Raw genomic sequence first — 26282 nt, forward strand, 5'->3', positions numbered from 1 at the left:
AGCATAAAAAGATATGTTTTGCATCACTTTTCATGGTTTATGCTTGAAAGAAGATCAGAACTTGTGGGCATAGCTAGTTTAAAATAGTCTTAATTGTTCTATTCGGCCCCCATCATGATGATAAAGAGAGGCTTTATTATGCTAGTAATGTATAATAAAGATAGATGCAAAGCGGATAGAACTTTTTATTATAAAATGTTAATTACTACAGATAAAGGTGAGTGAACGTATGTCAGTTAAAATGAGTGATGTGGCCAAACTAGCTAATGTAGCTCCAGCTACTGTCTCGCGAGTTCTTAGTCAGCCCCACCTAGTAAGCAAAGAAACGCAGGAAAAAGTTTTAAAAGCCATTGAAGAATTAAATTATCAGCCCCATATCATCGCAAGACAGTTCAGAAAAAAAGAAACAAAAACCATTTTAGTAGTTGTTCCTGATATTACCCACCCGTTTTTTTCTGAAGTTCTTAAAGGAATTCAGCATACGGCCATTAAAAGCGGCTACCGAGTGATTTTAGGAGATACAGAAAATGACATTGAGCGAGAAGGAGAGTTTGTTGATTTATTATTCCAAAAGCAAGCGGACGGCATGATCCTTCTAACAGCCCGCATGGATAAAGACAGAATTGAACAAGTCTCCAGACAGTTCCCTACGGTTCTTGCGTGCGAGTACATTGATGGCTTAGATATCTCTACCGTATCTATTGATAATATTAGCGGCGCGCGAAAAATAACGGAGCATTTAATAAGCCTTGGGCATACGAAAATCGCGCACATCACGGGCCCTATGAATGTTATCTTAAGCCGTGACCGATTAAAAGGGTACCGCCAGGCGATGATTAGTCACGATTTACCCGTGGATTCCGCTTTTATTCAAGAAGGAGATTTTAGCCTAGAGTCCGGTTATCATCAAATGATTCGCTTATTATCGTTAGAGCAACGGCCAACTTCTGTATTTGTTTTTAACGATGAAATGGCGATAGGAGCGATAAAAGCGGCAAAAGACAGCGGTTTAAAAGTGCCTGAAGATATAGCTGTAGTAGGGTTTGATAACTCAAAAATGTCGGATATCATTGAACCTCATATTACAACGATTGAACAGCCTAAATATGAAATTGGAAAAAAAGCGATGGAATTATTGCTTGGGTTAATGAGCGGAAAAGCGTTAGAACAAAAAAAGTTTGTATTAAAAGATGAACTAATCGTACGCGAGTCTTGCGGAAGTAAATCTACAGTGAAAAATTTTATCCAGCTTGAAGGCTCAGCTAAGAAAATTAACTAGTGCTGTTTAAACGCTATGCTATGATGTTTTTTGCTGAGAAGTAAACAAGAGAGACCATCATTTTTTTCTTCTCTTGTTTACAGCAAAGCGGAAGGAATAATCTGATAAAAAAGAGAAGGTGACTTGAGTGAGAATTAAGGGAACAGTATTTAAAAAAAGAACATATCCAAAGCATCACTATAAAAAAATGGATCGCCTTTCTTTTTTAGAGGTGAAAGATAACATCTCCTTTGATGGCGATGTGCTGAAAATCCTTCCTGTTCTTAGTCAAAAATCAATGGAATGCTGGAATATCGGAGATGAAATTGATGTGGAAGGTGAAATGAAGTACATTCGCATCATTACTTCATTAGGAAAACTCAGCCTTCTGCCTGTCCCTGTGTTTATCGTCAAAACAATTAAAGAAATAAAACCTTCTCCGATAACTAGTTAAGTTGTCAGCCATAAAACTGCTGTTCATTATCATACACCATGTTTGCATTTTAATAAAGATTAAATTCTGAAATTTCTTATAAATCACATATTTATTCAAATCTATTTTTAAAAGGAGTTTCCGCGTTCTAACCAGAAAAATAATATATATCATTTTCTGGAGGAATATGATGAAAGAGATAAAAAGGTTAGAACCGCTGCAAGCAGCTACACAATTCATTTTTAAACATTACCCTCATTGCCAAGGTGCATTACTCGCCGGAAGCGTAGTGAGAGGCGAAGCTACACATACGTCCGACCTTGATATTGTTATTTTTGATGAGAATTTCACCTCTTCTTTTAGGGAGTCACTCATTGAATTGGGGTGGGCAATTGAAGTTTTTGCTCATAGTCTGACTTCATACCAAGCCTTTTTTAAAAGCGACTGTAAGAGGGCTAGACCGTCACTCCCAAGAATGATTTCCGAGGGAATTATTTTAGTGGATAATGGGATTGTTCAGTCTATAAAAAAAGAAGCTGCACAATTACTAGAAAAAGGTCCCGAAAAATGGCCGGAAGAGACGATTAGATTAAAAAGATATTTTATAAGTGATGCCTTAGATGATTTAATCGGTTCTTCAAATACAGGTGAATCACTTTTTATTGCTAACACGCTCGCTTACATAACGCATGAATTTGTATTAAGAACGAACGGTCATTGGATCGGGGATTCTAAATGGATTGTACGGTCTTTGAATAACTACAATAAAAGCTTTAGTAAAGAGTTTGTGGAGGCATTCGAAATCTTTTATAAAACAGGGAGTAAAGTTAAAGTAATTCAACTAGTCGATAAAGTGTTAGCACCCCATGGAGGCCGGCTGTTTGAAGGGTTTTCCTTGGGGAAAGAATGATAAAATCAGTAGCAGAGAGCTTGTTATAACCCCACTACTATTTCTTGCTAGTAGTGGAGTTGTTTTTTAGAAATATTTACGTATGTTTAAAGAGTTTGTCCGTTATCGATCGTAAACACTTGGCCGGTCACGGACTCTTGTTTTAACTGAAACAGAATAGCATCTGCGATATCTTCTGGAGAAGAAATGCGCTGAAGAGGTAAATTTCCTGCAAGCTGATACATTTTATCTTCGTTGCCAGACCACCATCTTGTGTCGACTGCACCAGGAGAGATGCAGTTTACTCGAATATGTGGTGCGAGTGCAATCGCTAACGATTTCGTCATCGTATGAATTGCTGCTTTTGTCGCTGCATAGGGAATAGACGAGCCGATTCCAGTTGTACCCGCAACGCTTCCTACATTAACAATCGCCCCTGACTTTTGCTTTTTCATATGTGGAACGGCTGCTTTTACACAGTGAAACATACCTTTTACGTTTACATCATATAAGGAGTCCCATACATCATCAGTTGCAGACTCTAAGTCATTCATGGGGATTTGAGCTGTAATACTAGCGTTATTCACTAATCCATCTAACCGTTCGAATTGTGCAATGGTTTGATCAATCATATTATTAACTTCGTGCTCACTGGCTACGTTCGCTTTAAAAGCAAACGCAATGCCTCCTTTTTCAGCAATCTCCTCCACAACTTTTTTAGCTTCTGTTTCTGAGGAACTGTAGTTTATCACAAGTTTTGCCTCTCTATCTGCTAACTTTAAAGCCGTTGCTTTGCCTATACCAGTGCCGCCGCCCGTAATAATAAATACTTTATTTTTAAAATTGTTCACTTCTATAAACCTTCCTTTCTCTTAACATCTTTTATTATATCTTCGATGGAAAAAAGGATATAATAGGTAATACTAAGAGCGGTATCATTTAAAATGATATCAACGGAGGAATTGAAATTGGAAAGCCAAGACTTACGAATTTTCAAATGTGTGGCAGAAACAAAATCACTATCAAAAGCTGCGGAGGTATTAGGATATGTTCAACCGCATATTAGCCAGCGGATTAAAAATCTAGAGGAAGAATTAGACACCAAATTATTGATACGTACGAATCGAGGAGTTACGTTAACAAATGAAGGGGAAGCTTTGTTTAACTACGCCCAGCGTATTTTACTGTTAATGGAGGAAGCTAAAGCAGAAGTTAATCCGAATAAGTTTAAAAGATCCTTGATCATTGGTGCCTCGCAGACGGTTTCTGCTACTAAAGTTCCTTCTTTATTCTCATCTTTTCTGAAAGAACATCGGGATATTGAAGTTAAAATAAAAACAGATAGAAAACAAGTCTTGCAAGAAATGCTTTCGTACGGAGAAATTGATGGACTTTTTCTTAGCGGTACCTATAACGAGGCTCAGTTTGAAACGGTTTATCACTATGCAGAAAAAATGGTGCTTATCTCACCTCTATATGAAGCTAGAGAAGAAAAAGACCAACCAACGCTACTCATCAATAGTGATGGAAACTGCATCTATAGAAACAGACTATTAGAGTTTTCAAAAGAACATCATCTACATAAAGCCAACATCATGGAATTTGATTCATTAGAAGCTATTTTACAAGGCGTTCGTGATGGACTTGGAATGAGTGTAGTCCCCGCTAGTGTAGTAAAATCTGGCGGTGATATGAAAAGCATTGAATACCAAGAGCTTTCAGAAGACGTTCATATTGATTTTGTAGTAAAGAAAGGGAAGCAGCGCTCTCAAAGTCTTAAAAAGTTTATTCATTTTTTAGAGAGTTTATAAATCAAGTTTTTATCTTAAGTTCAAATCTATATGATTTGAACTTTTATTTTTGTCTACATTGTGATTAAATGTTACTCCTTTTAAAATCTACTTTGATATATTGAATATATGTTTTTTATAGCAGAATACTCGTCATGATTTGAAAGATAAATGGATGATATGCCAGGGACTTGTATCTTAGAGGCCGAAATAGTTTATATAAAAACAAAAGGAGTAGATTCTATGAAGGTTTCCTTTTCAAATTCTATAGAAAATGTTGAGTGGTCGAGAATGAAAGAAATTTACCGCTCTGTCGGGTGGAAGAACCATGATGAAGAAAAGGTTAAAAAAGTATTCCAATCAAGCAATGTAGTAGCGGTTGCTTATGATGAAAATAAAATAGTAGGGTTCGGCAGAGCTCTTTCAGACGGTGTGTTTAATGCTGCCATTTATGATGTTGTGGTTGACGGGCATTATCAGAATAAAGGAATTGGACAGCAAATTATAGAAAACCTGCTTGCTCAGCTTGACGATATTTCCTGCGTTCATCTTGTTTCCACAGCAGGAAATGAAGAGTTTTATCGAAAAGCAGGATTTCGTAAAATGAAAACCGGTATGGCTCGTTATTTAAACCCAGCTTTAGAGGAAGAATATTTAGAATAAGTTATGTGTTAGATTGTAAACCAAGGGACATTTTAGAGTATGTACCAAATGAATAATAAAGAGGACGTAGAAAAGTCTAACGTGTTCCCTTTTGAGGTGAAAACATTGCAAATCGCATCACACTTTTTGTTATCAATATCAATATAATTCTCAATCGAGTTCTCTAATTAAATAAATCAATCAATAAAAGCAGAGAAGGGACAGCAATTAAGCTGCCCCTTCATTTTAATTTCACTACCTAATCCTCATGGTTGAAGAAAATTGTTGTCTTTTATTATTGATTGTCTTCGTCGCTTTTGTACTCCAAAATATCACCTGGCTGACAATCCAAAGTCTTACATATTGCTTCTAATGTTGAAAAACGAACCGCTTTTGCTTTCCCATTTTTCAGAATGGAAAGATTCGCCATAGTAATTCCAACCCTCTCTGAAAGCTCCGTTACGCTCATTTTTCGTTTTGCTAACATCACATCAATATTAATAATAATTGCCATATCCTCCACCTCAGACCGTCAAATCATTTTCTGATTTTATGTTAATCGCTTCTTGCAAAAGCCTTTGGAGAACAGCAGCAAAAACTGCGATAACCAACGAAGCAAAAGGAATGACCATTCCAACAAATATGAGACCTGGGGCATCGTCTTTATCTGCCACGAGATAATAGACGGGCAAACCTAAGACATGCAAACTACAGATAGAAATGGCGCAGTATTTGATTCCCATTAAAATTCGAACAGACAATTCAGAGAAAGCAATGTTCTTGTCAATATAACTCAACAGTTTAACAGCTTGATAAAGGGCGAAGTAAAAAGGTAATGTTCCTCCATATAAAAGGATGAAAATGATATATTTTATGGAATGAATACCTAAGAAATCCGCTACCGCATCTGCCAGTTCAGGAACTAGAAATATGCACAAAGTGAGAACCAGAATTCCAATGAGAATAATTGCTATCTTCAAAAATAATGTGGTTGCTATCTTCATAAAAAACACCTCTCCTATATTTCGAAATGTTAATTGTTTTTTGGCTGTGAATCCATGACATTCTTTATAGGTTTTTGAAACACGTCCACAATGGCTGCGATGATAGTTGTTGCCAAGATGCCCATTAGACCTAGAGATATTGGACCTGCTGCATCATCACCTGTGAATTGAGCATGCGCCCTTAAATAAACTATTGCTAACAAAATAAAGAAAATGACAGTAAAAGTGCATTTTTTTATTACCTTCAAAGATTGAAGAGATAACTCAGAGAAAGCATTATTCTTTTCGATATAGGTTAAAAGTTTAAAAATTTGATAACACGCCACAGAAAACGTAATACATATTCCATATGTACATACCAAAAGTGGATATAACGAATAATCACCAGGACGCTCTATAGCATCTCTTCTGGCTGCTTCAGGCAACAAAAATATACATGCGGCAAGCACTGCAATTCCAATCAGAAAAATTATTACCTTTAAGAAAGTGGTAGAACCTCGTTTAACATTCATAAAAAACACCTCACTTATTTAATAATAATACGAATTTAACATATAATTTATCGTTTTACAATAAATTATTATCGTTTTTTATTATATTATTGTTGTTATTGAAATATCCTTTTAATTTTAAACAAAATAAAAAGCATTTCTCAATACAAAGAAATGCTCTTACTTTAGAATGTTAAATTTACAACTTGTTCAACAAAACTTCCAAACAGTTTAATAAAGTGAATCAACAACGAAAGATATAAGAACCTACTTAAAATAAATAATATCCTTAAAACTCACTAAATAATTCACGGTTAAATTCAAATAATTATTTCCATATTGGAGAATTTTTATGCGAATTCCTGCTTGAATTTAAGGGGAAATAGCAAATATAGAAGTAATACCAAGCAAATAAAAAACATGAATTCACGCTAAAAGTGCATTATGAAATTAAATTTTGCCCCTCGGAAAAGAATCCGTTAATAAAAATCTATGTCCTTTTTTCTTTTTGGTGTTGAGACTATGGAATCTGTATATTTCTATCTAATAATATATGGTATTATTTTCTTTAGCTAGGAGGTATTTGAAATGAATATTCCAAAGGAAAATAAGCCGATTTTACTGACAGTTATTTTGATGGCGGCTGCGTTTGTTGTATTTTTTGCAAATTGGCTGTTTCCACAAAATTCAATTTTTTCAAATGAAACCGGGGATTTGACTATGCCGCTGTGGCTGTTTTTCGCGATAGACGCTGGCTTTATTGTGGCATTAGTTTTAGGAGTCCGAACGAAAAAACCGAGCGTTGTGTGGTTTAGCATTATAGCAAACAGTATCTTTTTTATTTTGCTTTCTGGCTTAATTTTTTTACTAGCAATTGCGAATGGCATTTCTGAACCGTAAGCTTATTATTTTTATTAATGGATCGTTGCGCTTGTAACGTTTTTATTGTTAGCCAGTCCGTTTCTTTACTTTTACTTGTTTGCTTATTTGTTTGAAAGACGATTTAGTAAAAAAATTGAACGGCCTTTTAACGAGCTGATGACGGCCGCGAAAAACATTCAGCATAATACTTTGGATTTTTCGCTGTCCGTGACTCAAGACGCAAAAGAATTAAGCCAGCTGCTGCATGCCTTTGAAGAAATGCGAAAAGAATTAAAGCAATCGCTAGCTAAACAGTGGCAGCTAGAAGAAGACCGCAAAGATATGACGGCTGCGATTGCACATGATTTACGAACGCCTCTTACAATTATTCACGGTCACACCGAAATTTTAGTAGAAGGAAGCAAAAAGGACCCAGAGAGGCTTAGTCGATATTTACATACGATCTACACAAATACACAGCGTTCGATTCAACTATTAAATCAGCTGCAAGAAGTATCAGTCATAGAAAATCCAGGCTTTGCCGTAAAGAGTGAGCCTATTAATATCAACACATTTGTTCATGAGAAAGCAAATGAATTTCAGCTTTTATGTCAAAAAAAGAGATTACATTTGTGTCGTCGCTTAGTGAAACAGAAGGGCCAAACGAATTTTACGGAGATCCTCAGCGCATTTCTCAAGTGTTAGATAATATCATCACAAACTGTATTCGCTACACGCCTGAACGCGGAGAAATAGTTTGGAATACCGCGATTCATCACAACGAAGTAATCTTTGAAATACATGATACGGGTCCTGGGTTTACACTATCCAACAAAGAACAGCTGTTTAAAAAGTTTTACAGAGAAGATGCGTCAAGGGCAAGCGGCCACGGAAACTTAGGGCTCGGTCTTTATATTGCTCATTCCATTGTGAAAAACCACGGAGGAAGCATCACGGCCGATAATAAAGAGACGGGAGGAGCGTTGTTTAAGATTGTTCTTCCGGTGGGGAAAGAAGTAAAACCGTAAAAAAGAACCCTCCAAAAGGAGAGCTCAAAAAAGGGTAAGTAAGAAAGAAATGTACATGTTCCTTTGGGGGGACTGCATCTGTACAGTAAAATTTATACCCGGTATACCTCTATTGAAACGTTGAAAAATAATTCAATAATAGAAATGAATAGTTGATAATATGCTTTATAATCTATAAAAAAGACTGCAAAGCGGTTGTATACCGCACCTTGCAGTCTTTTTCGATTTTATTTGTTTAAGAAGTCTCTCATAAATTCATTCACTTTTTCTGGCTGCTCATGTTGAGGCGCATGTCCCACACCGTCTAAGCGGTGGATCGTTACATTTGGAACGTACTCTTCAATGCCATCTAAATTACTGTTTTCAAACGCTTCGTCCGCATTTCCCCATACAATTAAAGTCGGAGACTGAAATACTTTATGCGGCAGGGCTACAGGTTTATGAACGCGCTCTTCAAATGGATAAAGAGAAGACGCACGGTAGTAGTTAAGCATGGATTTCATTGCATTTGGCTGGTTCCACGCCTCTACATATTTAGCTTCTTCTTCTTTGGTTAAATAGCCTTTTTTAATGCCCGGCTCCGTCAGCATTTTTCTTAATTTTTCACTATTATTCGCGAGTAGCTCATCTTGAGAATTTGGCTGTTGGAAAAAGCTCATATAGCTGCTTGCTTCTCGTTGAGCAGGATTTTCAGCTAGCTCTCTTATAAATGTATAAGGGTGCGGTGCATCAAACATCACAAACTTTTTGACATACTGGGGATATGTATAAGCAAATGCCCATGCAACAGCGCCGCCCCAATCATGTGCTACTAACACACATTCTTTTTCACCAAATGCTTCAATTAACTGTTTTACATCTTCCATTAAGTGAGGCATGCTGTAAGAAGAAATTTCTTCTGGCTTATCTGATAAGTTATAGCCTCGCATATCTACAGCTACCACGCGATAATCTTTAGAAAACTCTTTTAACTGATGGTGCCACGTATACCAAAAGTAAGGGAAACCGTGTAAAAACAGCATTAGTTCGCCTTCACCTTTTGTCACGTAATGAAGGTTTACATCATTCACTTTTACATAACCATCTTTAAACATCCTACTCATCCTTTCGCTTTTAACCTTTATTATAGAAAAACTTTACTCTTTATTAGTTGAGGTATCAAATAATAAGCTTTCCTTATACAATAAATGAGCTATAAATCTCTTTTAAAACCCTTATTTTGGTTATTGTTTGTGAAATATAAATCAAGTCTTATTTTAAATAATCGTAATCTATTAGAAAAACTTGGAATTTTAAAGGTTATGTAATAAGATAGTATATGATAAATATTTCCATATATAGGAGGGGCATATGCAAAAAAAAATTCTACATACGGTGCTTTCACTTGCGGTAGGAGCAGGAGTGTTTGCTGTTGGCGGAGTTCTTACTCAAGCTAAGAGTCAAGATGAAAAGATAAGTAACACATACGCAATTGCTTTTAAAAATGGATTACCAGACAACTATCAAGAGATTATTCAAAAAGCTGGTGGGAAAGTCACTAAAGCTCTGCCGGAAGTAGGAGGAATAGAGGCTCAATCTGAACAGTCTTCTTTTCTTAACAATTTAAAAGGAAATTCTTCAATCGAAGCTGCTAACAGGGAAATTCCTCTAAGCTTGGAAAAAACAGCAGTTAGTCCTTATAACTATCAGTCTAGTATAATCAGCTCACAGAATTCAGAGAATTATTGGGACTCTCAATGGAATATTCAACGAGTGACAAATGACGGAAAATCTTATAAGGTAGAAACAGGCGGGTATAAAAATAAAGATGGTAGTACAACTCATAAAGCAGTGGTAGGAGTAATTGATACCGGTATTGATGAGTCTCACCCTGATTTAAAAGATAATATACTAGGCGGACGTAATCTTGTTCCGGCTGGAATGGACGAATCGGAAACAGGGGATCCTGCAGATATAAAAGATCGTAACGGACACGGTACGCACGTTGCTGGAATCATTGGAGCGAATGGAAAAGTAAAGGGAGTGGGACCGGAACTTGGAATACGTTCTTATCGCGTACTGTACTCAGAGCAAGCTCTAGGACTGCCATCTTGGATTATAGACGGAATTATTGCTGCAACTAATGATAAAGTAGATGTTATTAATATGTCTCTTCGTTTCTATAATAATAACAAGATGACTATTGAAGGAGAAAGTTATAAATCAATCGCTGAAACGCTGCTTTGGAAAAGAGCCATTCAGTATGCCGTGAAAAATGGCGTAACGGTCGTAGCCGGTAGCGGAAACGAAAGTTTAAATTTGGATAATAAAAAGGAAGTAAACGACTTTTTAAATACCTTGTATGAACCATATGGTATAAGTGTCAAAGGGCCAGCAACTGTCGTACCGGCGCAAATGCCAGGAGTGATTAATGTTTCGGCTTCCACAAAATGGTCGACTCAGAAGCTTGCTTTCTACTCTAATTATGGAAACAGTGCCATTGACGTGGCGGCTCCAGGAGGGGATTTTGGAGAGAAATATGCCAAAACCAATGATCCTGCAGCGGCTGATCCAAGTAATTTAATTCTGAGTACATGGCCTACGTATTTAGGAACTTCCTATGAGTTAAACGCCGGTACTTCCATGGCAACTCCTCAAGTAGCTGGAATTGCAGGAGTTCTTAAAGCAGCTCATCCTGAGTATAAACCCGCTCAAGTAACAGCACGTATTAAGCAAACAGCTTTTGACTATGGAAAAAAAGGACACGACGCTTTATTTGGTTCAGGAGAAGCAAATGCCTATAGAGCGTTAAAAGATATAAAGAACTAGCGCTTGTAATAAATACAGCAAAAAAAGCCTTTCTAAAAATAATTTTTTAGAAAGGCTTTTTTTAAAATTCACCGGCCTTGGCAATTCCTAAATTAGATTCAAAGTCGGTAATGTATACACAGGCATTTGTATATTTATCATAGGAATTATAGCTAAGGTCTCTGCTTACATTATAATCTCCACTTATAGATTTATAGAATTGAATCGATTTAATTTGATCGTTGAGAGACAAATCAAAATTATGAGTGGCTTTTTTTAATTGTTCGAGCTGCAGCTTGGTGAAACTATCGCGATGCTTTTGGATTTCGTCTTGCATGAGCTCTATTTTATATTTAGATACGGTGTTAATATGATCAATCGCAGGTCCCATATCTTTTTTTATTTGTGCTCTAGAAGAACGCATATGTTTATTATCAAATAAGGCCAACTCGTTATGGTCTTCATCCCAATCTTTTGTTGCATCTATAATGTCATGCATATTGTTCATGAGCGTAACTTCATAGATAGTCTTGCTTGAATTAAATCTTTTATAGGATTTTACATATTCTTTTTCTGTTAATGCATCTACATCTCTTTTTAATTGCGCTATGCTTTCTTTTAGTTCCCTATCACTTTGTGTTTCCATTTTTGTTGTACTACTAATAGACGCAGACAGTAGGTTAAAATCGTTTTTGTAGCTTTGAAACGTTTTATCTTCTATCTTTCCGTCTTTATTGATTAAGCGTTCGGACTCGTTTTGCAGAAATTTCAGCTCTATGGCCAGCTCTTTTTTTGCCTCGCTTCCATCTATGCTTTCATTGTTTGAACGTGTAGGACTGCACCCCATTAATCCAAGCGCCAAAGCTATCGTAATGGTCCCTGTTGTTATCTTGCTTATGCTCCTCATGTTGAAACTCCATTTCTATTTGTTTATTACTTACGTATAAAAACTATATCATATAAATGGAATATTTATCTTTATATACTATTAAATGTTACATTTCGTATAGATAAACTAAAAAAAGTATTATAATGGAATTCATAAAAGTAGTGCTGAAAGAAGATAAATATAATAGAAAAAAATAACCATGTACTTATACTATTAATGTGACTTCTAAAGGAGGAAATCAATATGACTGGAATTGCCAAAACCCCCGAACCGCCTTATTATGCCGTTATTTTTGCTTCTGAAAGAACAGAAGGGGAGAAGGGTTATGGAATCATGGCAGACAAAATGGTGGAGCTTGCTTCTGCACAAAAAGGCTTTTTAGGAATAGAAAGTGCCAGGGACAAAGATTTAGGCATTACCATTTCATACTGGGATTCCTTAGAATCAATCAAAATATGGAAAGAACATTCAGCTCACCGCGCAGCACAGCACAAAGGGAAAACAGAATGGTATCAAACGTTTTCGCTTAGGGTTTGTAAAGTGGAAAGACATAGCTTTTTTGAGATGTAGGGCGTATATGGTTGATTGTTTTAAAAAAGGGAAGAAGCCGTTATGTTTTATGGCGTTATAGGTTTTATAGCCGTTTTTATCACTTTATGTTCATTAGAAGTAAAGCTAAGAACGGTTGTCAAACAAAATGATAGAATCATTGAATTACTTGAGAGACAGAATAGAGAGTAAGAAAACGCTAATGAACTCACCATTTGTAATATCATCTCCTGACTTTAGCTAAGGGAGATGTTTTATTTTAAGTTTAATATCATAGAAATGTTTAGAAGTGCATAAAAAAAACCTCAGTAGGAGGTCTAGTTATTCCTTTTTAATAAAAGTACTTATAACAGGCTCATTTACTATCGTATGTCATCTAGAGGCTGTGTCAAAAGCTAATTATAAAGGGAAATTATATTTATCGTTTCACCGGGAAAAATTAGCTTAACTTCGCAATTTTATAATAAAATTGCGAAGTTAATCACCGTATTTTTTTCTGTACATAAGAAATGTTATAAAATATACAACTGAAATTGTCGTTAGAAACATTAACGGCGAAATGCCATTGCCATCATAAGAACTTTTCCCTTGAAAAGTCCGATAAATGGACTCTACAACATCTAAAATTAGTACACCAATAACGATCATAAATGAATATGATTGAGCCTTCGTGCTGATAAACTTCTTTCTTTCGTCACCTTTTCGCGAAGATGATGAAACAAAAATCAAAATTCCGCAAACTAACAGGATGAATGAATACACAATTTTAACCCAATCCATTCTACTCCTCCTTATAATAAATGTAAAAAGTATTTTACATTTATTATTGTAGCATCAGTTCCAAAAATGTCAAACTCTTTTTACATTGTAAATTATTTGTATGGAAGAACTGCTATAAAAAAGTCGATATCTTTAAAATGGTTTTATAAAACAAAGTCACGTTACAAAGTGACTTAAATCAACTTCACTGCTAAAATGGAAGTAACAGGAATTTTCGTGTTTCACCAACTAAAAGTGAGGTGGGTTGTTTGGTTCTTCATAAAAAAACAGTTTCTTTTGTTGCTCTTTTCTTGTTGTTATTAGTGATAAGCTCGAATTATGTGTTATATCATTCTTCTTTTGGACTTCACTCGTTGCCTGGTGATTTCAACGGAGTAGTAGTAGGTTCTATTATAGACTTAAGCCTTGTGGCTCCGCTCTTATTTCTAGCTTGGCAGCGTAAGTTCAGTCTAAAGTACTTTATTGTATTAATGGCCACAGGCCTTATTGCTGCGCGTTTTATCATTCCAAGTGAATACTTCGCTTCTTTTCAGTCGGTTATGTGGCTAGGAGTTGGCATAGAAGGACTACTTATTTTGTTTGAACTTTCACTGCTATTTATGCTAGTTAAAAACGTACCGCCTATTTTAAGAAGGATTAGATCAAGCTCTTTACCGCTTTTATTTTCCTTTTCGCATGCTATAAACGAAAAGTTCCCTAAACAAACTTTTATACACATACTTTGTTCAGAAATGCTGATGTTTTATTATGCGTTTGGAACGTGGAAGAAGCAGCCGAGTACTGAAGGGAATACGTTTACTCTGTATAAACGCTCAAGTTTTATTACGTTTCAAATTATGATTATTCATGCGATTGTCATTGAAACATTAGGTCTTCATTGGCTGCTGCATAATACGTCTATAATTCTTTCAATCGTTTTACTGATCCTTAATATTTATAGCATTGTTTTCTTCATAGGAGATATTCAAGGATTAAGGCTTAACCCTTTACGAGTGGAAGATGATTGTATATACATTTCGTTTGGCTTAGCTAAGCGTATGGAAATCTCTTTTAAAGATATTGAAGAAATAGTAGAAGACACTCACATCCTCCAACAAAGAATCCCTAACACCACGATTGAATTTATCGCACGTGATTTTGAAAAAGTTTATCCTGATCTTTTACTAATACTAAAGTCTCCAATTGAAGCGACGCTTTTTATGGGAATCAAAAAGAAATATCAGCAGGTCGCCATTCGAGTAGATGATCCTCATGTGTTTAAAAAAATAGTTAAAGAGCGTTTGGAGAAAGCTCAGCGGGATGAGTTAATCTAGAGTTCTAGAAAGATAAGGCCTTATAGAGATATCTATAAGGTCTTTTTGCTAATGATTAGCTACCGGACATAAATAATGAAGTGTTAGCTTTATTTTAGTAAAATGGAAGTAATAGGTAAAGTGGTAAAGGGGGATAGGATATGGGGATTTTTTTTAGAGGACAAGAGAAATATTTAAACTCTGTAGAATGGTTATCTAAAAACTCAATCCATTTAAGCGAACCGACTGAATGTACGCCTCAAGAGTTTGAATTTCTCCGTCATATCGTAAAAGCTAAGCGAATTGTGTGGTTAGGGGAAAACGGCCATAACATAAGAGAACATAATATGATGAAGTCAAAAATATAACGAATATGATTGGCGATAAAGCTTAAGTGATGAGCACTTTAAAAAAAGTTAATTGTGTCCTCTATGCACATGTATTATAGTAAAAGGTGCAGTTTTAAAATGGGAAAGGAGATTATATGGGGAATTTGTTTAAACAGGCTTCAAACGTATCAAAAAACGCTTTTATTGCTACACTGATTTTGTATATCGTTATTGTAGCATCTTTTATTCCGTCAATTGTATTTGCAGGAGCTTTCTTTGCTATAGTAATTAAAATAGCAGCAGCACTTTTAATCTTAGTAACAATCCTAGGAATGATTTATTCGCTCTTCATTAAAGGCGGTCAAAAATTTCTTTTTTTACTGTTACATGCCGCTTCTTTATTTATTGTTTTGTTTAGTATCTCTGCTTTTATGCTCGCTAAAAGCGCTGAGTTGACATAGTGAAGAGGAATTACATATGCAAAAAGGCAGGAGAAATCCTGCTTTTTTATTTTTGTACACTTTCAAAGTGGTTTGTATTTTCTGGAGAAACGCTGCTAACTATTTGCTTTTCCTTAAAGAGACTTGTTTAACAAGAAAAAAAGAAGGAAAAGGAGAAAAAGGAGATGTTTTAATTTGGAAATATTCATAACCTTAGCAGCAGGTGTGGGGTTTCTTTTCTCTTTTTATCTTTTTTATATTCATCCTTTTATAAGTAAAAGAAAGGGGAAACCTTTGAGTGAAAGCCAAAGCTATATATTGAGAGGAGTAGCTGTAGTCGCTCTTTTAGCCAGCTTTATTTTAGGAAGTTACTTTTTATAAAAGAATGATAGATACATAATGTTAAGCGCATCTCTCAATCTAAAAAAAGTGTTTATAAATAAACGATGTACTAAGACTCTCCGCTGAAGGTGACGAGAAAAACTTACACATGATGTAGTGGGTCTAGGCAGGGCATAGAAAGGAGCATAAGATGACGAAAAGGTATAAGCATCTGTTGATTCCCTTTGCTATAGGCTTTTTAAGCTTCGTATGTTTTATGATGTATAGTAAAGCAGCAGGAAATACGAGTCTTCAGCTAAACCAGGCGCTGTTTATTTCAATAGGTATAGGTATTGGTGCAATCCCGGTCTCATTTTTTATAGAGTACCAAAAGAACAAAGGAAATAAAAAGTTTCATAGCTAATCTATATACCGAATGCCCTCTAGTTGTTTATTCTGTTGAAATAGATGTGATGAAATAGATGTGATGATCTGTTTATTTTTGCAAAGATTGGTATGTTTGCCTTCGTTATTTTACTGCATATTGCCTTTCGAAAACTGGTTTTTTATGCTCATGAAAAACAAAAAACATCCCCAAAAGAAGCAAGCAGGGTATGAATAGGAGGAGTTTTGGTTATTTTGATCATCTTGTTATCTATCCTAAACCTTTTGGAGTTTTATTATGGTGATTAGATATAGAAGTAAAAGAATTGCCTCCTAGCAAGTAGGAGGCAATTCTTAATCGCTGTCTAGGTAAGATAGCTCCGGTTTTAGTTTAAGCTCATGCTACAATCATTTTACTTTCTTTATTAGGAAGGTTGAAAGTCTTAATTAATCTTTCATTTCTTTTTTCGAAGGTAAAAACATTTATCTTTAATTACTCTTACTATACAAGCTGAAATGTAGATGGTACTTATTTTAAAAGGGAGCTTTCTGTTGACTCGGAATATACCAAGTTTGGCATTGTAATTTCAAGGAAATGCTTAATTACTAATGCGCATGCACCCAATTCATATGCCTTTTTTCCAGTTGAGGAGATTAATAATTCACGGTAGTGACTTATAGAGGAAGAAAGGCTGCTCTTAATTTTTTGTATAGAATCTGGGTATCGAGAAAGTAATTCACTATCGATAATTAAAATTTCAGGATTGTAGATATTAATGACATTATTCAAACCAATTGAAAGGTAATGAATAAAATTCTCCATTTCTTGATGGGTTTCAATATCTTTTCTATTAAGCTCTTCTTCAATATGTTTAAAAGACATATTACGAACTTGTTTTCTTTGGGAAAGGTTCTTTAAAAAGCTTGACTCAGATGCATATTTCTCCCAGCATCCTTTGTTTCCACAGGCACAAAGCTCTCCATTTGGTTGAACAATCATATGACCAATTTCTCCTGCATAGCCATCATGACCTTTAGATAATTTGTTGTTTATTAAGATTCCAAGACCTATACCTGAACGAAGCGTTATACATACTAAGTTATCAGATTTATGATGTGTATAAGCTCGTTCAGCAAAAGCTAGCAAATTTGCATTGTTTTCAAGATAAACATTCACCTTTACTGCTGCTTCTAAGTCTTCTTTTAAAGCAATTTCATGCCACTGCAACCTAGGGATGTAGTGAATAATTTCATCAGTGGTAACAAGACCATGTATCGAAATAGCTATACCAATCAGGCCGTATCTAGACATAAGACATTTATCTTTATATTCATTAATTTTTTTTACTAATACACTAAGTATATTTGAGTAATTTGTATCGTGTATTTTGACTTTATCTGAAGAAACTGGACGTCCAAGAAGATTAGAAAGAGTAAATGAGATTTGACCATAATCTAGATCAATTCCTAGTGCATATCCTGCCGTTTCGTTCAAAGATAACATTATAGGCTTTCTTCCAACGTTTGAATAGTCTTGCTGTGTCTCAATAATAATATCTTCTTCAAGTAGACTTGCAACTTGTGCTGAAATAGTAGCTTTTGTTAATGCTGTAACCTTAGACAATTCAGCTCGTGAAATCATTCCTGCCTCTACAATTTTGCTAATAATTAAAGATCGATTTAATTTTTTGATATAAGCTGCATCACCGTTAGGCATAAATATATCCTCCAAATTTTCGTTGACATTGTTTTTTTATTATAGCATCTTCGTGTGGAAAAATATTAATTGTAAAATTTAAAATATTTAATTGACTGAATTTTGTATACATGATAAATTATTTCTATAATTAATTAGTTTAGTAAACGAACAAATTAATTATAACAGAAAATGAAAGTGTTTACATATCCTTTTAGCCATAAAGTCAATTTTGTTTCCTTAGGAGGAAAATAACATGAAAGAGTTTTTAGCAGACGATTTCTTACTATACACACCTACAGCTGTTAAGTTATATAAATACATTGCTAAAGAAATGCCGATCTTTGATTTTCACTGCCATTTAGACCCAAAAGAGATTTTAGAAAACAAACAATATAAAAACCTTACTCAGCTGTGGTTAGCAGGAGATCATTACAAGTGGCGAACAATGAGAATGAATGGTATAGCTGAGCATTTCATTACGGGAGAAGCTAGTGATTGGGAAAAATTTTTTGCTTGGGCAGAAACGGTGCCCTCTTTAATTGGAAATCCGTTGTACCATTGGACTCATATGGAATTAAAGAATTTTTTTAATATTGATAAAAGGCTTAGCCCGGATACGGCACTTGAAATTTGGAACGAATGCAACGAAAAACTGCAAAGTGCCGAGTTTACACCTCAATCGTTAATTAAGAAATCTAATGTACGATTTATAGGGACTACGGATGATCCTACCTCTACTCTTAAATATCATCAATTGCTAAAGCAAAATTCTACGTTTGAAACAAAAGTTGTTCCAACCTTTCGTCCTGATGGAGCAATGTTTATTGAACGTCCAACTTTTCAGAGATGGATCAAGAACCTTGAACACGTAGCTCAGAAACAAGTAACATCTTTAGCAACTTTAATTAAAGCGCTTAAACAGCGAGTTGATTATTTTCATGATAATGGGGGAAGAGCAGCGGATCATGATATTCCTTACATGAAATACCAAGAGGTGACTCTAGCAGAAGCGGAAATAATTTTTACGAGACGTATGAATGACGAACTTCTTTCACAAGATGAGTTAATTAAGTACCGATCGTTTCTTTTAAAAGAACTAGGAAAAATGTACGCTCACAAACAATGGGTAATGCAACTACACATCGGAGCTATGCGAAACAACAATACAAAAATGAAAAACCTTTTAGGAGCGGATGCAGGGTTTGATTCAATTGGAGAAGCTGATATCGCACGAGGATTATCGGAATTTCTGAATGCGCTTGATCAAGAAGATGCGCTTCCGAGAGTCGTGTTATTTAATTTGAATCCTAAAGATAATCCTGTACTTGCCGCTATGATGGGGAATTTTTATGAAAATGGCGTTCCTGGAAAAATTCAGTTTGGGACAGCTTGGTGGTTTAACGACCACATTGATGGAATGGAGAGACAAATGAAAGATTTTGCTAACGTTGGGTTACTCAGTCATTTTATCGGTATGTTGACAGACTCTCGCAGCTTTCTCTCCTATGAAAGACATGATTATTTTCGTAGAATACTATGCAACTTAATTGGCGAATGGGTAGAGCAAGGAAAGGTTCCCAATGATTCTACAGTTCTGCAAGCGCTGATTGAAAATATTTCTTATTACAACGCAGAGAGATACTTTTTACAACGTTAACATGAATAAAGTTCTTTTTCTTATTACGGATAATTCTAATGTTACAGATTAAAAGAAAGGAGAGAAAAAGATGGGTATTTTGCAAGATTTATTAAAAGATATTCCTATTCCTAAAATGGCCAAGGTACAAGTGGCATTTGATGATACAAAAATTCATGACGTTCAACACGTATTAACGGAAAAATTAAATCAAGAAAACATAAAAAGAAGAATAACACCTGGAATGGAAATTGCCATTGCAGTAGGTAGTAGAGGGCTTGATCAAATAGTCGAAATGACAGCTACCACAGTACAATTCTTAAAAGGACTTGGAGCTAATCCTTTCATTGTTCCAAGCATGGGTAGTCATGGCGGAGCAACTGCTGAAGGCCAGCAAGAAGTTTTACGTCATCTTGGAATAACCGAAGAGAGTGTACAATGTGAGATTCGTTCTTCAATGGAGGTAGTGGAAATTGGACAATTATCCAATGGATTACCTGTCTTTGTAGATAAGCATGCTTCAAAAGCTGATGGAATTATCGTTGTAAATCGAATAAAACCACATACAGCTTTTCGCGGTCCAGTGGAAAGTGGTCTCATGAAAATGATTAGCATTGGTTTAGGAAAACAAAAAGGGGCAGAAGCTTGCCATCAGCTAGGATTTAAATATATGGCTGAAAACGTTCCTGCAATGGCTAAAGTTATTATGCAAGAACTTCCTGTTCTATTTGGCATTGCTAGTATTGAAAACTCATTTGATAAAGTAGCTGTAATAGAAGTATTGCCGTCTGAACAAATTGAGGATAAAGAGACGAATCTACAAATTATAGCTAAACAGCTTTTACCGAAATTGTACTTTGATGAGCTAGACGTGCTGGTTATTGATGAAATTGGTAAAAATATTAGTGGGGATGGAATGGATCCTAATGTCACAGGACGCTATCCAACTCCATATGCTCATGGCGGACCGGCCGTTAATAAGATGGTTGTTTTGGACTTGACTCCCCAAACAGAAGGAAATGCAAATGGAGTCGGAACTGCAGACTTTACAACTCAAAGATTAGTAGATAAAGCAAACCTAGAATTTATGTACGCCAATGGCTTAACTTCAACAGTTGTGGCGCCTACAAAAATACCTACTACGTTACCTAATGATCGCCAAGCCATTCAGGCAGCTATTAAAACGAGTAATATATTAGACTTTACTCAAGTAAAGATGGTGCGAATTAAAAATACGTTAGAGCTAAGTGAAATTGAGGTTTCTGAGGCATTGCTAAATCATATCCATTCTCATCCTCATATGCAACAAAGTTCAGAGCTGTATTCTATATCATTTAATAAAGAAGGAAATTTTTTGAGAGTGGAGGACAGAAATGAAACAATTATTTGATTTAACTAAAAAAACTGCAGTCGTAATTGGTGGAAATAGTGTTTTAGGTTCATCTATAGCGATAGGACTAGCTAATCATGGAGCAACAGTTGCTATTGTAGGACGTAATTTAGAAAAAGCAGAAGATGTAGTGAAGGAAATAGAACGTAATGGAGGAAAAGCAAAAGCTTTTCAAGCTGATGTCAGTGATCGTGAATCCTTAATTGAAGTAGCTAGTGCAATTGAAAAATGGTCAGGAGGATGGGATATTCTTCTTAACGCTCCTGGTAAAAATAGTGGAACTCCTTTTTTTGAGCTAGATATGGACGAATGGGATGATATTATGGATGTCAATCTAAAAGGGGTTGTACTTACGTGTCAAATTTTTGCTGAAAAAATGATCGAACAAAAAAGAAAAGGCAGTATTATTAATATTTCTTCTGTTTCTTCGACTACTCCGTTATCTAAAGTATTTACGTATTCTGTGTCAAAAGCCGGTCTTAATAGTGTAACGCAATTTTTAGCTAGAGAATTAGCTCCGAACGGTATTCGAGTCAACGCAATTATTCCTGGATTTTTTCCAGCAGAACAAAATAAAAAATTACTAAGTTCACAGAGGGTAGATTCAATTATGGGACATACACCTATGAAGCGGTTTGGTAAGCCAGAAGAACTACAAGGAGCAGCTGTTTGGCTTTCTTCAGAAAAGGCTTCTAGTTTTGTAACAGGAACGCTAATACGGGTTGATGGTGGATTTGGAAGCATGACAATTTAAAAGTAAGAAGATTGTCAAAGACGGGAGGATAAGAACATGTTGGGCAAAAAATACGAGATTTTAACTTCTATTTTTCGAGATATGGAATCAGTTGTTGTAGCTTTCTCCGGAGGAGTCGATAGCACTTTCTTATTAAAAGTGGCTGTTGAAACATTAGGAAATGAAAATGTGATTGCAGTAACTGCAGATTCGGAGACCTATCCATCAAGTGAACTGGAAGAAGCCAAGGTGCTAGCAAGGCAAATTGGGGTAAGGCATCAGATCATTGAGACATCAGAATTAGCTATTCCAGGCTATTCGGAAAACAACAAAAATAGATGCTATTTTTGTAAAAGTAGCTTATTTGATCATCTGAAGCCAATTATTGAAGAATACCAATTTAAAACGATTGTATATGGTGCTATAGCGGATGATATGAATGAACACCGACCTGGCATGAAAGCTGCAAAGGAAAAAGGAATACGAGGACCTTTACTAGAGGCTAATTTGTTTAAAAAAGAAATTAGAGAGTTATCTCAGCAATTAGAGTTACCAACTTGGAATAAGCCTTCATTTGCTTGCTTATCTTCTAGAATTGCTTACGGTGAGTATATTACGAAAGAAAAATTAACCAAAGTAGAAAAAGCAGAAGCCTATTTAAAAGAGCTAGGTGTTGGTCAAGTGAGAGTTCGAACCCATAAAGAGATTGCTAGAATTGAAGTGGAACCTCAGGATATGACCTTTATTATGGAAAAAAATAATATCATTACTAAGAAATTGAAGGGACTAGGCTATAAATATATTACATTAGATTTGACTGGTTATCAAAGTGGTAGCATGAATCAAGCTTTATCCAAAGTGGAATAGTGACACTAAACTTCACTGAATAAACAATCTAAGGTGTGTGACGAACAATGATAAAAGAAATTTTGAAACAAGTTCAGCAAGGGAAACTAACTGTGGCAGATGCTGAAAAAGAGTTAGCTACATATGAGGATCTAGGTTTTGCTAAGGTAGATTATCATCGAAAAAAACGTCAAGGTTTTTCAGAAGTAGTATTTGGTGAAGGGAAAACAGCCGAACAAATCATTTCTATTATTAAAGCGCTGCAACTGAAAGATAAGTCGGTGCTTGTGACGCGAATATCAAAAGAAAAAGCAAATCAAGTGCTTGAAGCATGCCCAAGTTTTGCATATAACGAGGTAGCAAAAATTCTCTTTTGGAAGGATTCGGATCAGGATTCTTTTTTTGAAGGATATATTGCCATTGTTTGTGCAGGAACCTCTGACTTGCCTGTGGCAGAAGAAGCTGCAGTAACTGCAGAAATACTCGGGTGTAAAGTTCGCCGTATTTATGATGTAGGAGTAGCTGGTATTCATCGACTCTTAAATAATATTGATGAGATTCAAAATGCTACTGTGACAGTGGTAGTAGCTGGTATGGAAGGAGCTCTTCCAAGCGTTGTTGGTGGATTGGTTTCCCATCCGGTCATTGCTGTACCTACTAGCATTGGTTATGGAGCAAATTTTAACGGATTATCAGCTTTATTAACTATGCTAAATTCATGTTCTTCCGGAATTAGCGTAGTTAATATTGATAATGGGTTCGGCGCTGCTTACAACGCTGCTTTGATTCACCGATTAATTCAAAAAGGAGCTAAACATAATGAGAACGCTTTATCTTGACTGCTTTTCAGGCATTAGTGGTGATATGTTCATTGGTGCACTTATTGATGCTGGAGGAGATTCAACTCTTTTAGAAGAGGAGCTTCAAAAACTAAATATTTCTGAAGAGTATAAATTGAGCTGGAGAAAAGTTGTGAAAAATGGAATCTCTAGTACGAAGTTTGATGTAGAACTATCGGAAACAGCTGATCACAAGTATGCTGATGGACATCAACATAATCATAAACATGAAGATGTCGACCACAATCACGAACATGAACATAGCGACCATCGTCACAAGCATGAACATAGCGATCATCACGAACACAGCCATCACCATAGTCATCGTGCTTACCAAGATATTGTAAAGCTGATCGACGGAAGTCAATTATCTCAAGAAGTGAAAGAAACTTCGTTAAACATTTTTAGAAAAATTGGGGAAGCTGAAGGTCTTATTCACGGTATTTCTTTAGAAAAAGTACACTTTCACGAAGTCGGAGCTGTAGACTCGATTATAGATATTGTAGGAGCTTCTATTTTGATAAACAAACTAGAAATTCGAAAAATAAAATCATCACCTGTTTGTGTAGGTGCTGGTAAAGTACATATTGATCATGGGATTTATCCAATCCCTGCACCTGCTACTTTAGAAATATTAAAAGGTGTTCCTCTTCAGCAAAGCAATATAAAAAGCGAGTTAACCACGCCTACAGGTGCAGCTATTGTATCAGTGCTTTCAGAAGAATTCTGTACAGTTCCTTCCATGACAGTACAAGCAGTGGGATATGGAGCAGGAACAAAAGATTTTGAAAAACATCCTAATGTGCTCCGAGTAATTATTGGTGAGGAAAATTGAAAGTCTGAAGTATCCTATCTCAAAGTAAACAGGAACTAAAAGAAAGGAGAGACTATTTTGTCTTCACACATTCCTCCTAACTTGGAGCACATCGATCGTAAAATGATAAAAATGGAAGTGAATCTTGACGATATTTCTGGCGAATTACTGGGATATATTATGGACTTGCTTTTAGAGTCCGGAGCCAACGACGTCTTTTACACGCCTATTTACATGAAGAAAAACAGACCAGGTGTTTTACTTCAGCTGCTTTGTGCAGAGGCATATGTAGATAAAATAAAGGAGATTTTATTTCAGGAAACAACAACTTTGGGAATTCGCTATTATCCATTGTCGGTTCACCGGCTGGAACGAGAATTCCATAAAGTAGAAACCGAATGGGGAAGCGTTACAGTAAAAACCGGACTTATGAAAGGTGAAGTTGTACAAAGGGCACCAGAATTTGAAGATTGTAAGTTCATTGCTGAGACTTACAGCGTTCCTTTAAAAAAAGTATATGAACAAGTTTGGAAAGAGTTAAAGAAAAGAGAAAATTGATGCTTTAAGTTTGTGGGCTACTAACTTAAAAAGAGACATCTGAAAGGAGTGTGATAGATTTTAAATATTGAAACATCTATGTCTACTTCTTAATGAAAGGGTTTACAAAAGGGGATTGTAAATGGGAGAAAGAGGGGATAGTTATATGGCATTACCAGTGGTTCCAAGTAAAAGGCCAGTAGTTACGGTTTCTAAAAAGCTAACTTTCAAAGAAAAGATGTCTTATGGTTTTGGTGATATTGGTAACGGACTTATGTTTGATATGGGACAGTTATACCTTCTGAAATTTTATACAGATGTTTTGGGAATCTCTGCTTACTGGGGAGGGCTAGTATTTTTAATTTCTAAAATATTTGACGCGTTTGCAGATACAAGTGTTGGTGCATTTGTAGATTCAAGAACAAATATCTCAAAAAGAGGAAAGTTCCGACCTTTCATTTTATGGGGAACAGTTCCTCTAGCATTAATGACGGTCATCTCGTTTTTGGCTCCAAACTTTTCAGACACCGGAAAGATTGTTTGGGCATTTGCCACCTATATGGGATTTGGGCTAGCCTATTCATTTGTTAATATCCCATATGGTTCTTTGTCTGCAGCGATGACACAAGATCCAATTGACCGTGCATCTTTGGGTTCATTTAGAGCAATTGGTAGTCAAACAGCTCTTCTTATTTCAGGAGTAGTGGTAATTCCTATTGTGCTACAGTTTGCTAATAAAGAAGTCGGGTACATCGTGGCTATATCTGTGATGTCAATATTCGGAATTTTGTTTCATTTAATTTGCTATCGTAATACTAAAGAAAACGTTATTAGAGCCCCAAGAAAGGAAAAGGTGCCTTTATCTAAACTATTCAAAGCATTGTTTTCAAACCGTCCTCTTATTGTATTGTGTTTAGCAGCGTTATTCATGATTGCTTCTTCCAATATTCGCAACGCTGTTCAGTTGTACTATTTGGAGTATAATTTAAAAAGTCCAGAATTAATGGCAATACTTTCCTTTTTGAGTATAGGGCTTGCTGTAGTTGGTTCAATGTTCATCCCGGCAATGGTAAAAAGAATAGGGAAGAAAAATACATTCATGCTTGGGCTTTTAGTTTGCATTGCCTGTGACGTTTTAAATTTTATATTACCAACGAGTACAGTAACGTTTTTAACTGTTTTTTCATTAGGAAACTTTGCATTAGCATTTGCGCTTGGTCTACCGTGGGTAATGATTGCTGATTCCATCGACTATCATGAGTGGAATTCGGGAGAACGTACAGAAGGCATTGTTTACTCAACATACAGTTTCTTCCGAAAGCTTGCGCAGGCTTTGGCAGGTTTTATTCCAGGAGTTGCACTGAGCTTAATTGGGTACGTTCCAAATATTCAGCAGTCTTCAGATACATTGTTAGGTCTTAAGGGGTTATTATTTCTTGCTCCGGCGGCTCTTAATATTATTGGATTAATCATTTTATTTTTCTTTTATAACCTTACAGATAATTTATACAGTAAAATTGTTGCAGACTTGAAAGAGAGAAGCAACTTTAACTAAAAGAATTTGATAAAAGTATTTTGAATAGGAGCTAGTAAAGACAATATTTATAAACTTTTATTAGGG

At 35.7% G+C, this 26282-nt stretch carries 29 protein-coding genes and 1 pseudogene; 22 read left to right on the plus strand and 8 right to left on the minus strand.

Features of this window, described 5'->3' with window-relative positions:
• Positions 1 to 229 precede the first annotated feature (229 nt).
• From LAV82_RS12580 to LAV82_RS12590, 3 genes are all read left to right on the plus strand, one after another.
• Positions 230 to 1279, plus strand: a complete 1050-nt coding sequence (locus LAV82_RS12580) for a LacI family DNA-binding transcriptional regulator (protein WP_013058160.1) — start codon at positions 230 to 232, stop codon at positions 1277 to 1279.
• Positions 1280 to 1406: 127 nt separating this feature from the next.
• Entirely contained in the window at positions 1407 to 1712 is a 306-nt protein-coding gene (locus LAV82_RS12585; RefSeq protein WP_013058159.1) for a hypothetical protein, read from the plus strand.
• A gap of 169 nt (positions 1713 to 1881) precedes the next feature.
• Positions 1882 to 2601 carry a nucleotidyltransferase domain-containing protein gene (locus LAV82_RS12590; protein ID WP_499716191.1) on the plus strand — a complete coding sequence of 240 codons (720 nt, stop codon included), beginning with the start codon at positions 1882 to 1884 and terminating at the stop codon, positions 2599 to 2601.
• Between the two features lie 86 nt (positions 2602 to 2687).
• Here LAV82_RS12590 and LAV82_RS12595 read toward each other — a convergent pair whose 3' ends face one another.
• Complete coding sequence (locus tag LAV82_RS12595; protein WP_029323246.1) at positions 2688 to 3431, minus strand: SDR family NAD(P)-dependent oxidoreductase; 744 nt, start codon at positions 3429 to 3431, stop codon at positions 2688 to 2690.
• A gap of 117 nt (positions 3432 to 3548) precedes the next feature.
• Between LAV82_RS12595 and LAV82_RS12600 the strand changes: the two genes are divergently transcribed.
• Complete coding sequence (locus LAV82_RS12600) at positions 3549 to 4391, plus strand: LysR family transcriptional regulator (RefSeq protein ID WP_499716192.1); 843 nt, start codon at positions 3549 to 3551, stop codon at positions 4389 to 4391.
• A gap of 222 nt (positions 4392 to 4613) precedes the next feature.
• The gene (locus LAV82_RS12605; protein ID WP_098580288.1) at positions 4614 to 5033 is read left to right on the plus strand and encodes a GNAT family N-acetyltransferase; all 420 of its coding nucleotides are present in this window, start codon (positions 4614 to 4616) and stop codon (positions 5031 to 5033) included.
• Positions 5034 to 5307: 274 nt separating this feature from the next.
• Here the strand turns inward: LAV82_RS12605 and LAV82_RS12610 are convergent, their stop codons facing one another.
• From LAV82_RS12610 to LAV82_RS12620, 3 genes are read right to left on the minus strand one after another with little or no spacing between them, the layout of a single operon-like run.
• Complete coding sequence (locus tag LAV82_RS12610; protein ID WP_013058154.1) at positions 5308 to 5526, minus strand: helix-turn-helix domain-containing protein; 219 nt, start codon at positions 5524 to 5526, stop codon at positions 5308 to 5310.
• Between the two features lie 10 nt (positions 5527 to 5536).
• Positions 5537 to 6016, minus strand: coding sequence for a DUF2975 domain-containing protein (locus LAV82_RS12615; protein ID WP_013058153.1), 480 nt, complete (start codon positions 6014 to 6016; stop codon positions 5537 to 5539).
• Positions 6017 to 6045: 29 nt separating this feature from the next.
• Positions 6046 to 6528: a DUF2975 domain-containing protein gene (locus tag LAV82_RS12620; protein ID WP_098580287.1), complete on the minus strand. Its 483-nt coding sequence runs from the start codon at positions 6526 to 6528 to the stop codon at positions 6046 to 6048.
• 567 nt (positions 6529 to 7095) lie between these two features.
• Here LAV82_RS12620 and LAV82_RS12625 point away from each other — a divergent pair.
• The 3 genes from LAV82_RS12625 to LAV82_RS12635 all read left to right on the plus strand — a co-directional run bounded on the left by LAV82_RS12625 (position 7096) and on the right by LAV82_RS12635 (position 8396).
• Positions 7096 to 7407, plus strand: a complete 312-nt coding sequence (locus LAV82_RS12625) for a hypothetical protein (RefSeq protein ID WP_499716193.1) — start codon at positions 7096 to 7098, stop codon at positions 7405 to 7407.
• Positions 7408 to 7494: 87 nt separating this feature from the next.
• Positions 7495 to 8073 (plus strand): histidine kinase dimerization/phospho-acceptor domain-containing protein, encoded by a 579-nt coding sequence (locus tag LAV82_RS12630; RefSeq protein ID WP_499716194.1) that lies wholly within the window; start codon positions 7495 to 7497, stop codon positions 8071 to 8073.
• A complete protein-coding gene (locus LAV82_RS12635; protein WP_499716195.1) occupies positions 8001 to 8396 on the plus strand; it encodes a sensor histidine kinase in 396 nt (131 codons plus the stop codon). The genes LAV82_RS12630 and LAV82_RS12635 overlap by 73 nt, the downstream gene beginning before the upstream one ends.
• 227 nt (positions 8397 to 8623) lie before the next feature.
• Here the strand turns inward: LAV82_RS12635 and LAV82_RS12640 are convergent, their stop codons facing one another.
• Positions 8624 to 9490 carry an alpha/beta fold hydrolase gene (locus LAV82_RS12640; RefSeq protein WP_499716196.1) on the minus strand — a complete coding sequence of 289 codons (867 nt, stop codon included), beginning with the start codon at positions 9488 to 9490 and terminating at the stop codon, positions 8624 to 8626.
• A 256-nt stretch (positions 9491 to 9746) separates the two neighbouring features.
• Here LAV82_RS12640 and LAV82_RS12645 point away from each other — a divergent pair, with 256 nt between their 5' ends.
• Positions 9747 to 11204 (plus strand): S8 family serine peptidase, encoded by a 1458-nt coding sequence (locus tag LAV82_RS12645; RefSeq protein WP_499716197.1) that lies wholly within the window; start codon positions 9747 to 9749, stop codon positions 11202 to 11204.
• 61 nt (positions 11205 to 11265) lie between these two features.
• On the opposite strand, the gene LAV82_RS12650 is transcribed toward LAV82_RS12645, so the two are convergent.
• Positions 11266 to 12090 (minus strand): hypothetical protein, encoded by an 825-nt coding sequence (locus LAV82_RS12650; protein WP_499716198.1) that lies wholly within the window; start codon positions 12088 to 12090, stop codon positions 11266 to 11268.
• Positions 12091 to 12315: 225 nt separating this feature from the next.
• Here LAV82_RS12650 and LAV82_RS12655 point away from each other — a divergent pair, with 225 nt between their 5' ends.
• Positions 12316 to 12642, plus strand: a complete 327-nt coding sequence (locus LAV82_RS12655; RefSeq protein WP_318331161.1) for an antibiotic biosynthesis monooxygenase family protein — start codon at positions 12316 to 12318, stop codon at positions 12640 to 12642.
• Positions 12643 to 13098: 456 nt separating this feature from the next.
• On the opposite strand, the gene LAV82_RS12660 is transcribed toward LAV82_RS12655, so the two are convergent.
• Positions 13099 to 13401: a hypothetical protein gene (locus LAV82_RS12660; protein WP_013058148.1), complete on the minus strand. Its 303-nt coding sequence runs from the start codon at positions 13399 to 13401 to the stop codon at positions 13099 to 13101.
• A gap of 248 nt (positions 13402 to 13649) precedes the next feature.
• Between LAV82_RS12660 and LAV82_RS12665 the strand changes: the two genes are divergently transcribed.
• The 5 genes from LAV82_RS12665 (at position 13650) to LAV82_RS12685 (ending at position 16207) form a co-directional block, all read left to right on the plus strand.
• Complete coding sequence (locus tag LAV82_RS12665; protein ID WP_499716199.1) at positions 13650 to 14714, plus strand: beta-carotene 15,15'-monooxygenase; 1065 nt, start codon at positions 13650 to 13652, stop codon at positions 14712 to 14714.
• 140 nt (positions 14715 to 14854) lie between these two features.
• A complete protein-coding gene (locus LAV82_RS12670) occupies positions 14855 to 15061 on the plus strand; it encodes a hypothetical protein (protein ID WP_257147021.1) in 207 nt (68 codons plus the stop codon).
• Between the two features lie 116 nt (positions 15062 to 15177).
• On the plus strand, positions 15178 to 15483 hold the full coding sequence (locus tag LAV82_RS12675; protein ID WP_029323225.1) for a hypothetical protein: 306 nt from the start codon (positions 15178 to 15180) through the stop codon (positions 15481 to 15483).
• Between the two features lie 174 nt (positions 15484 to 15657).
• Positions 15658 to 15843, plus strand: a complete 186-nt coding sequence (locus LAV82_RS12680; protein ID WP_098580280.1) for a hypothetical protein — start codon at positions 15658 to 15660, stop codon at positions 15841 to 15843.
• Between the two features lie 151 nt (positions 15844 to 15994).
• Positions 15995 to 16207: a hypothetical protein gene (locus tag LAV82_RS12685; protein WP_013058132.1), complete on the plus strand. Its 213-nt coding sequence runs from the start codon at positions 15995 to 15997 to the stop codon at positions 16205 to 16207.
• A 489-nt stretch (positions 16208 to 16696) separates the two neighbouring features.
• Here LAV82_RS12685 and LAV82_RS12690 read toward each other — a convergent pair whose 3' ends face one another.
• Positions 16697 to 17884, minus strand: coding sequence for an ROK family protein (locus tag LAV82_RS12690; RefSeq protein ID WP_013058131.1), 1188 nt, complete (start codon positions 17882 to 17884; stop codon positions 16697 to 16699).
• A gap of 235 nt (positions 17885 to 18119) precedes the next feature.
• On the opposite strand from LAV82_RS12690, the gene uxaC reads away from it, so the two are divergent.
• The 7 genes and pseudogenes from uxaC to LAV82_RS12725 all read left to right on the plus strand — a co-directional run bounded on the left by uxaC (position 18120) and on the right by LAV82_RS12725 (position 26216).
• On the plus strand, positions 18120 to 19523 hold the full coding sequence (uxaC, locus tag LAV82_RS12695) for a glucuronate isomerase (protein WP_057273638.1): 1404 nt from the start codon (positions 18120 to 18122) through the stop codon (positions 19521 to 19523).
• Positions 19524 to 19593: 70 nt separating this feature from the next.
• Positions 19594 to 20892 (plus strand): nickel pincer cofactor-dependent isomerase, group 22, encoded by a 1299-nt coding sequence (locus tag LAV82_RS12700; protein ID WP_013058129.1) that lies wholly within the window; start codon positions 19594 to 19596, stop codon positions 20890 to 20892.
• Complete coding sequence (locus LAV82_RS12705) at positions 20876 to 21646, plus strand: SDR family oxidoreductase (RefSeq protein WP_499716202.1); 771 nt, start codon at positions 20876 to 20878, stop codon at positions 21644 to 21646. The genes LAV82_RS12700 and LAV82_RS12705 overlap by 17 nt, the downstream gene beginning before the upstream one ends.
• A gap of 36 nt (positions 21647 to 21682) precedes the next feature.
• The gene (larE, locus tag LAV82_RS12710) at positions 21683 to 22492 is read left to right on the plus strand and encodes an ATP-dependent sacrificial sulfur transferase LarE (RefSeq protein WP_499716203.1); all 810 of its coding nucleotides are present in this window, start codon (positions 21683 to 21685) and stop codon (positions 22490 to 22492) included.
• A 47-nt stretch (positions 22493 to 22539) separates the two neighbouring features.
• Positions 22540 to 23310, plus strand: coding sequence for a nickel pincer cofactor biosynthesis protein LarB (gene larB / locus LAV82_RS12715; RefSeq protein WP_013058126.1), 771 nt, complete (start codon positions 22540 to 22542; stop codon positions 23308 to 23310).
• 25 nt (positions 23311 to 23335) lie between these two features.
• Positions 23336 to 24682: pseudogene (gene larC / locus LAV82_RS12720) on the plus strand (nickel pincer cofactor biosynthesis protein LarC).
• Positions 24683 to 24827: 145 nt separating this feature from the next.
• Positions 24828 to 26216, plus strand: a complete 1389-nt coding sequence (locus LAV82_RS12725) for a glycoside-pentoside-hexuronide (GPH):cation symporter (RefSeq protein ID WP_499716204.1) — start codon at positions 24828 to 24830, stop codon at positions 26214 to 26216.
• Positions 26217 to 26282: the final 66 nt, after the last annotated feature.

The organism is Bacillus sp. ILBB4 (genome assembly GCF_035064545.1).
Taxonomy (GTDB): domain Bacteria; phylum Bacillota; class Bacilli; order Bacillales; family Bacillaceae_H; genus Priestia.

What these genes read in the sequence shown, in the direction of transcription:
- LAV82_RS12700 (WP_013058129.1), top strand. Translation starts at nt 19,594, where the DNA reads ATGGGTATTTTGCAAGATTTATTAAAAGATATTCCTATTCCTAAAATG.
- LAV82_RS12690 (WP_013058131.1), bottom strand. Translation starts at nt 17,884, where the DNA reads ATGCCTAACGGTGATGCAGCTTATATCAAAAAATTAAATCGATCTTTA.
- LAV82_RS12685 (WP_013058132.1), top strand. Translation starts at nt 15,995, where the DNA reads ATGACGAAAAGGTATAAGCATCTGTTGATTCCCTTTGCTATAGGCTTT.
- LAV82_RS12650 (WP_499716198.1), bottom strand. Translation starts at nt 12,090, where the DNA reads ATGAGGAGCATAAGCAAGATAACAACAGGGACCATTACGATAGCTTTG.
- larE (WP_499716203.1), top strand. Translation starts at nt 21,683, where the DNA reads ATGTTGGGCAAAAAATACGAGATTTTAACTTCTATTTTTCGAGATATG.
- LAV82_RS12580 (WP_013058160.1), top strand. Translation starts at nt 230, where the DNA reads ATGTCAGTTAAAATGAGTGATGTGGCCAAACTAGCTAATGTAGCTCCA.
- LAV82_RS12670 (WP_257147021.1), top strand. Translation starts at nt 14,855, where the DNA reads ATGGGGATTTTTTTTAGAGGACAAGAGAAATATTTAAACTCTGTAGAA.
- LAV82_RS12675 (WP_029323225.1), top strand. Translation starts at nt 15,178, where the DNA reads ATGGGGAATTTGTTTAAACAGGCTTCAAACGTATCAAAAAACGCTTTT.
- LAV82_RS12605 (WP_098580288.1), top strand. Translation starts at nt 4,614, where the DNA reads ATGAAGGTTTCCTTTTCAAATTCTATAGAAAATGTTGAGTGGTCGAGA.
- LAV82_RS12640 (WP_499716196.1), bottom strand. Translation starts at nt 9,490, where the DNA reads ATGTTTAAAGATGGTTATGTAAAAGTGAATGATGTAAACCTTCATTAC.
- uxaC (WP_057273638.1), top strand. Translation starts at nt 18,120, where the DNA reads ATGAAAGAGTTTTTAGCAGACGATTTCTTACTATACACACCTACAGCT.
- LAV82_RS12615 (WP_013058153.1), bottom strand. Translation starts at nt 6,016, where the DNA reads ATGAAGATAGCAACCACATTATTTTTGAAGATAGCAATTATTCTCATT.
- LAV82_RS12645 (WP_499716197.1), top strand. Translation starts at nt 9,747, where the DNA reads ATGCAAAAAAAAATTCTACATACGGTGCTTTCACTTGCGGTAGGAGCA.
- LAV82_RS12625 (WP_499716193.1), top strand. Translation starts at nt 7,096, where the DNA reads ATGAATATTCCAAAGGAAAATAAGCCGATTTTACTGACAGTTATTTTG.
- LAV82_RS12620 (WP_098580287.1), bottom strand. Translation starts at nt 6,528, where the DNA reads ATGAATGTTAAACGAGGTTCTACCACTTTCTTAAAGGTAATAATTTTT.
- larB (WP_013058126.1), top strand. Translation starts at nt 22,540, where the DNA reads ATGATAAAAGAAATTTTGAAACAAGTTCAGCAAGGGAAACTAACTGTG.
- LAV82_RS12655 (WP_318331161.1), top strand. Translation starts at nt 12,316, where the DNA reads ATGACTGGAATTGCCAAAACCCCCGAACCGCCTTATTATGCCGTTATT.
- LAV82_RS12610 (WP_013058154.1), bottom strand. Translation starts at nt 5,526, where the DNA reads ATGGCAATTATTATTAATATTGATGTGATGTTAGCAAAACGAAAAATG.
- LAV82_RS12705 (WP_499716202.1), top strand. Translation starts at nt 20,876, where the DNA reads ATGAAACAATTATTTGATTTAACTAAAAAAACTGCAGTCGTAATTGGT.
- LAV82_RS12660 (WP_013058148.1), bottom strand. Translation starts at nt 13,401, where the DNA reads ATGGATTGGGTTAAAATTGTGTATTCATTCATCCTGTTAGTTTGCGGA.
- LAV82_RS12725 (WP_499716204.1), top strand. Translation starts at nt 24,828, where the DNA reads ATGGCATTACCAGTGGTTCCAAGTAAAAGGCCAGTAGTTACGGTTTCT.
- LAV82_RS12590 (WP_499716191.1), top strand. Translation starts at nt 1,882, where the DNA reads ATGAAAGAGATAAAAAGGTTAGAACCGCTGCAAGCAGCTACACAATTC.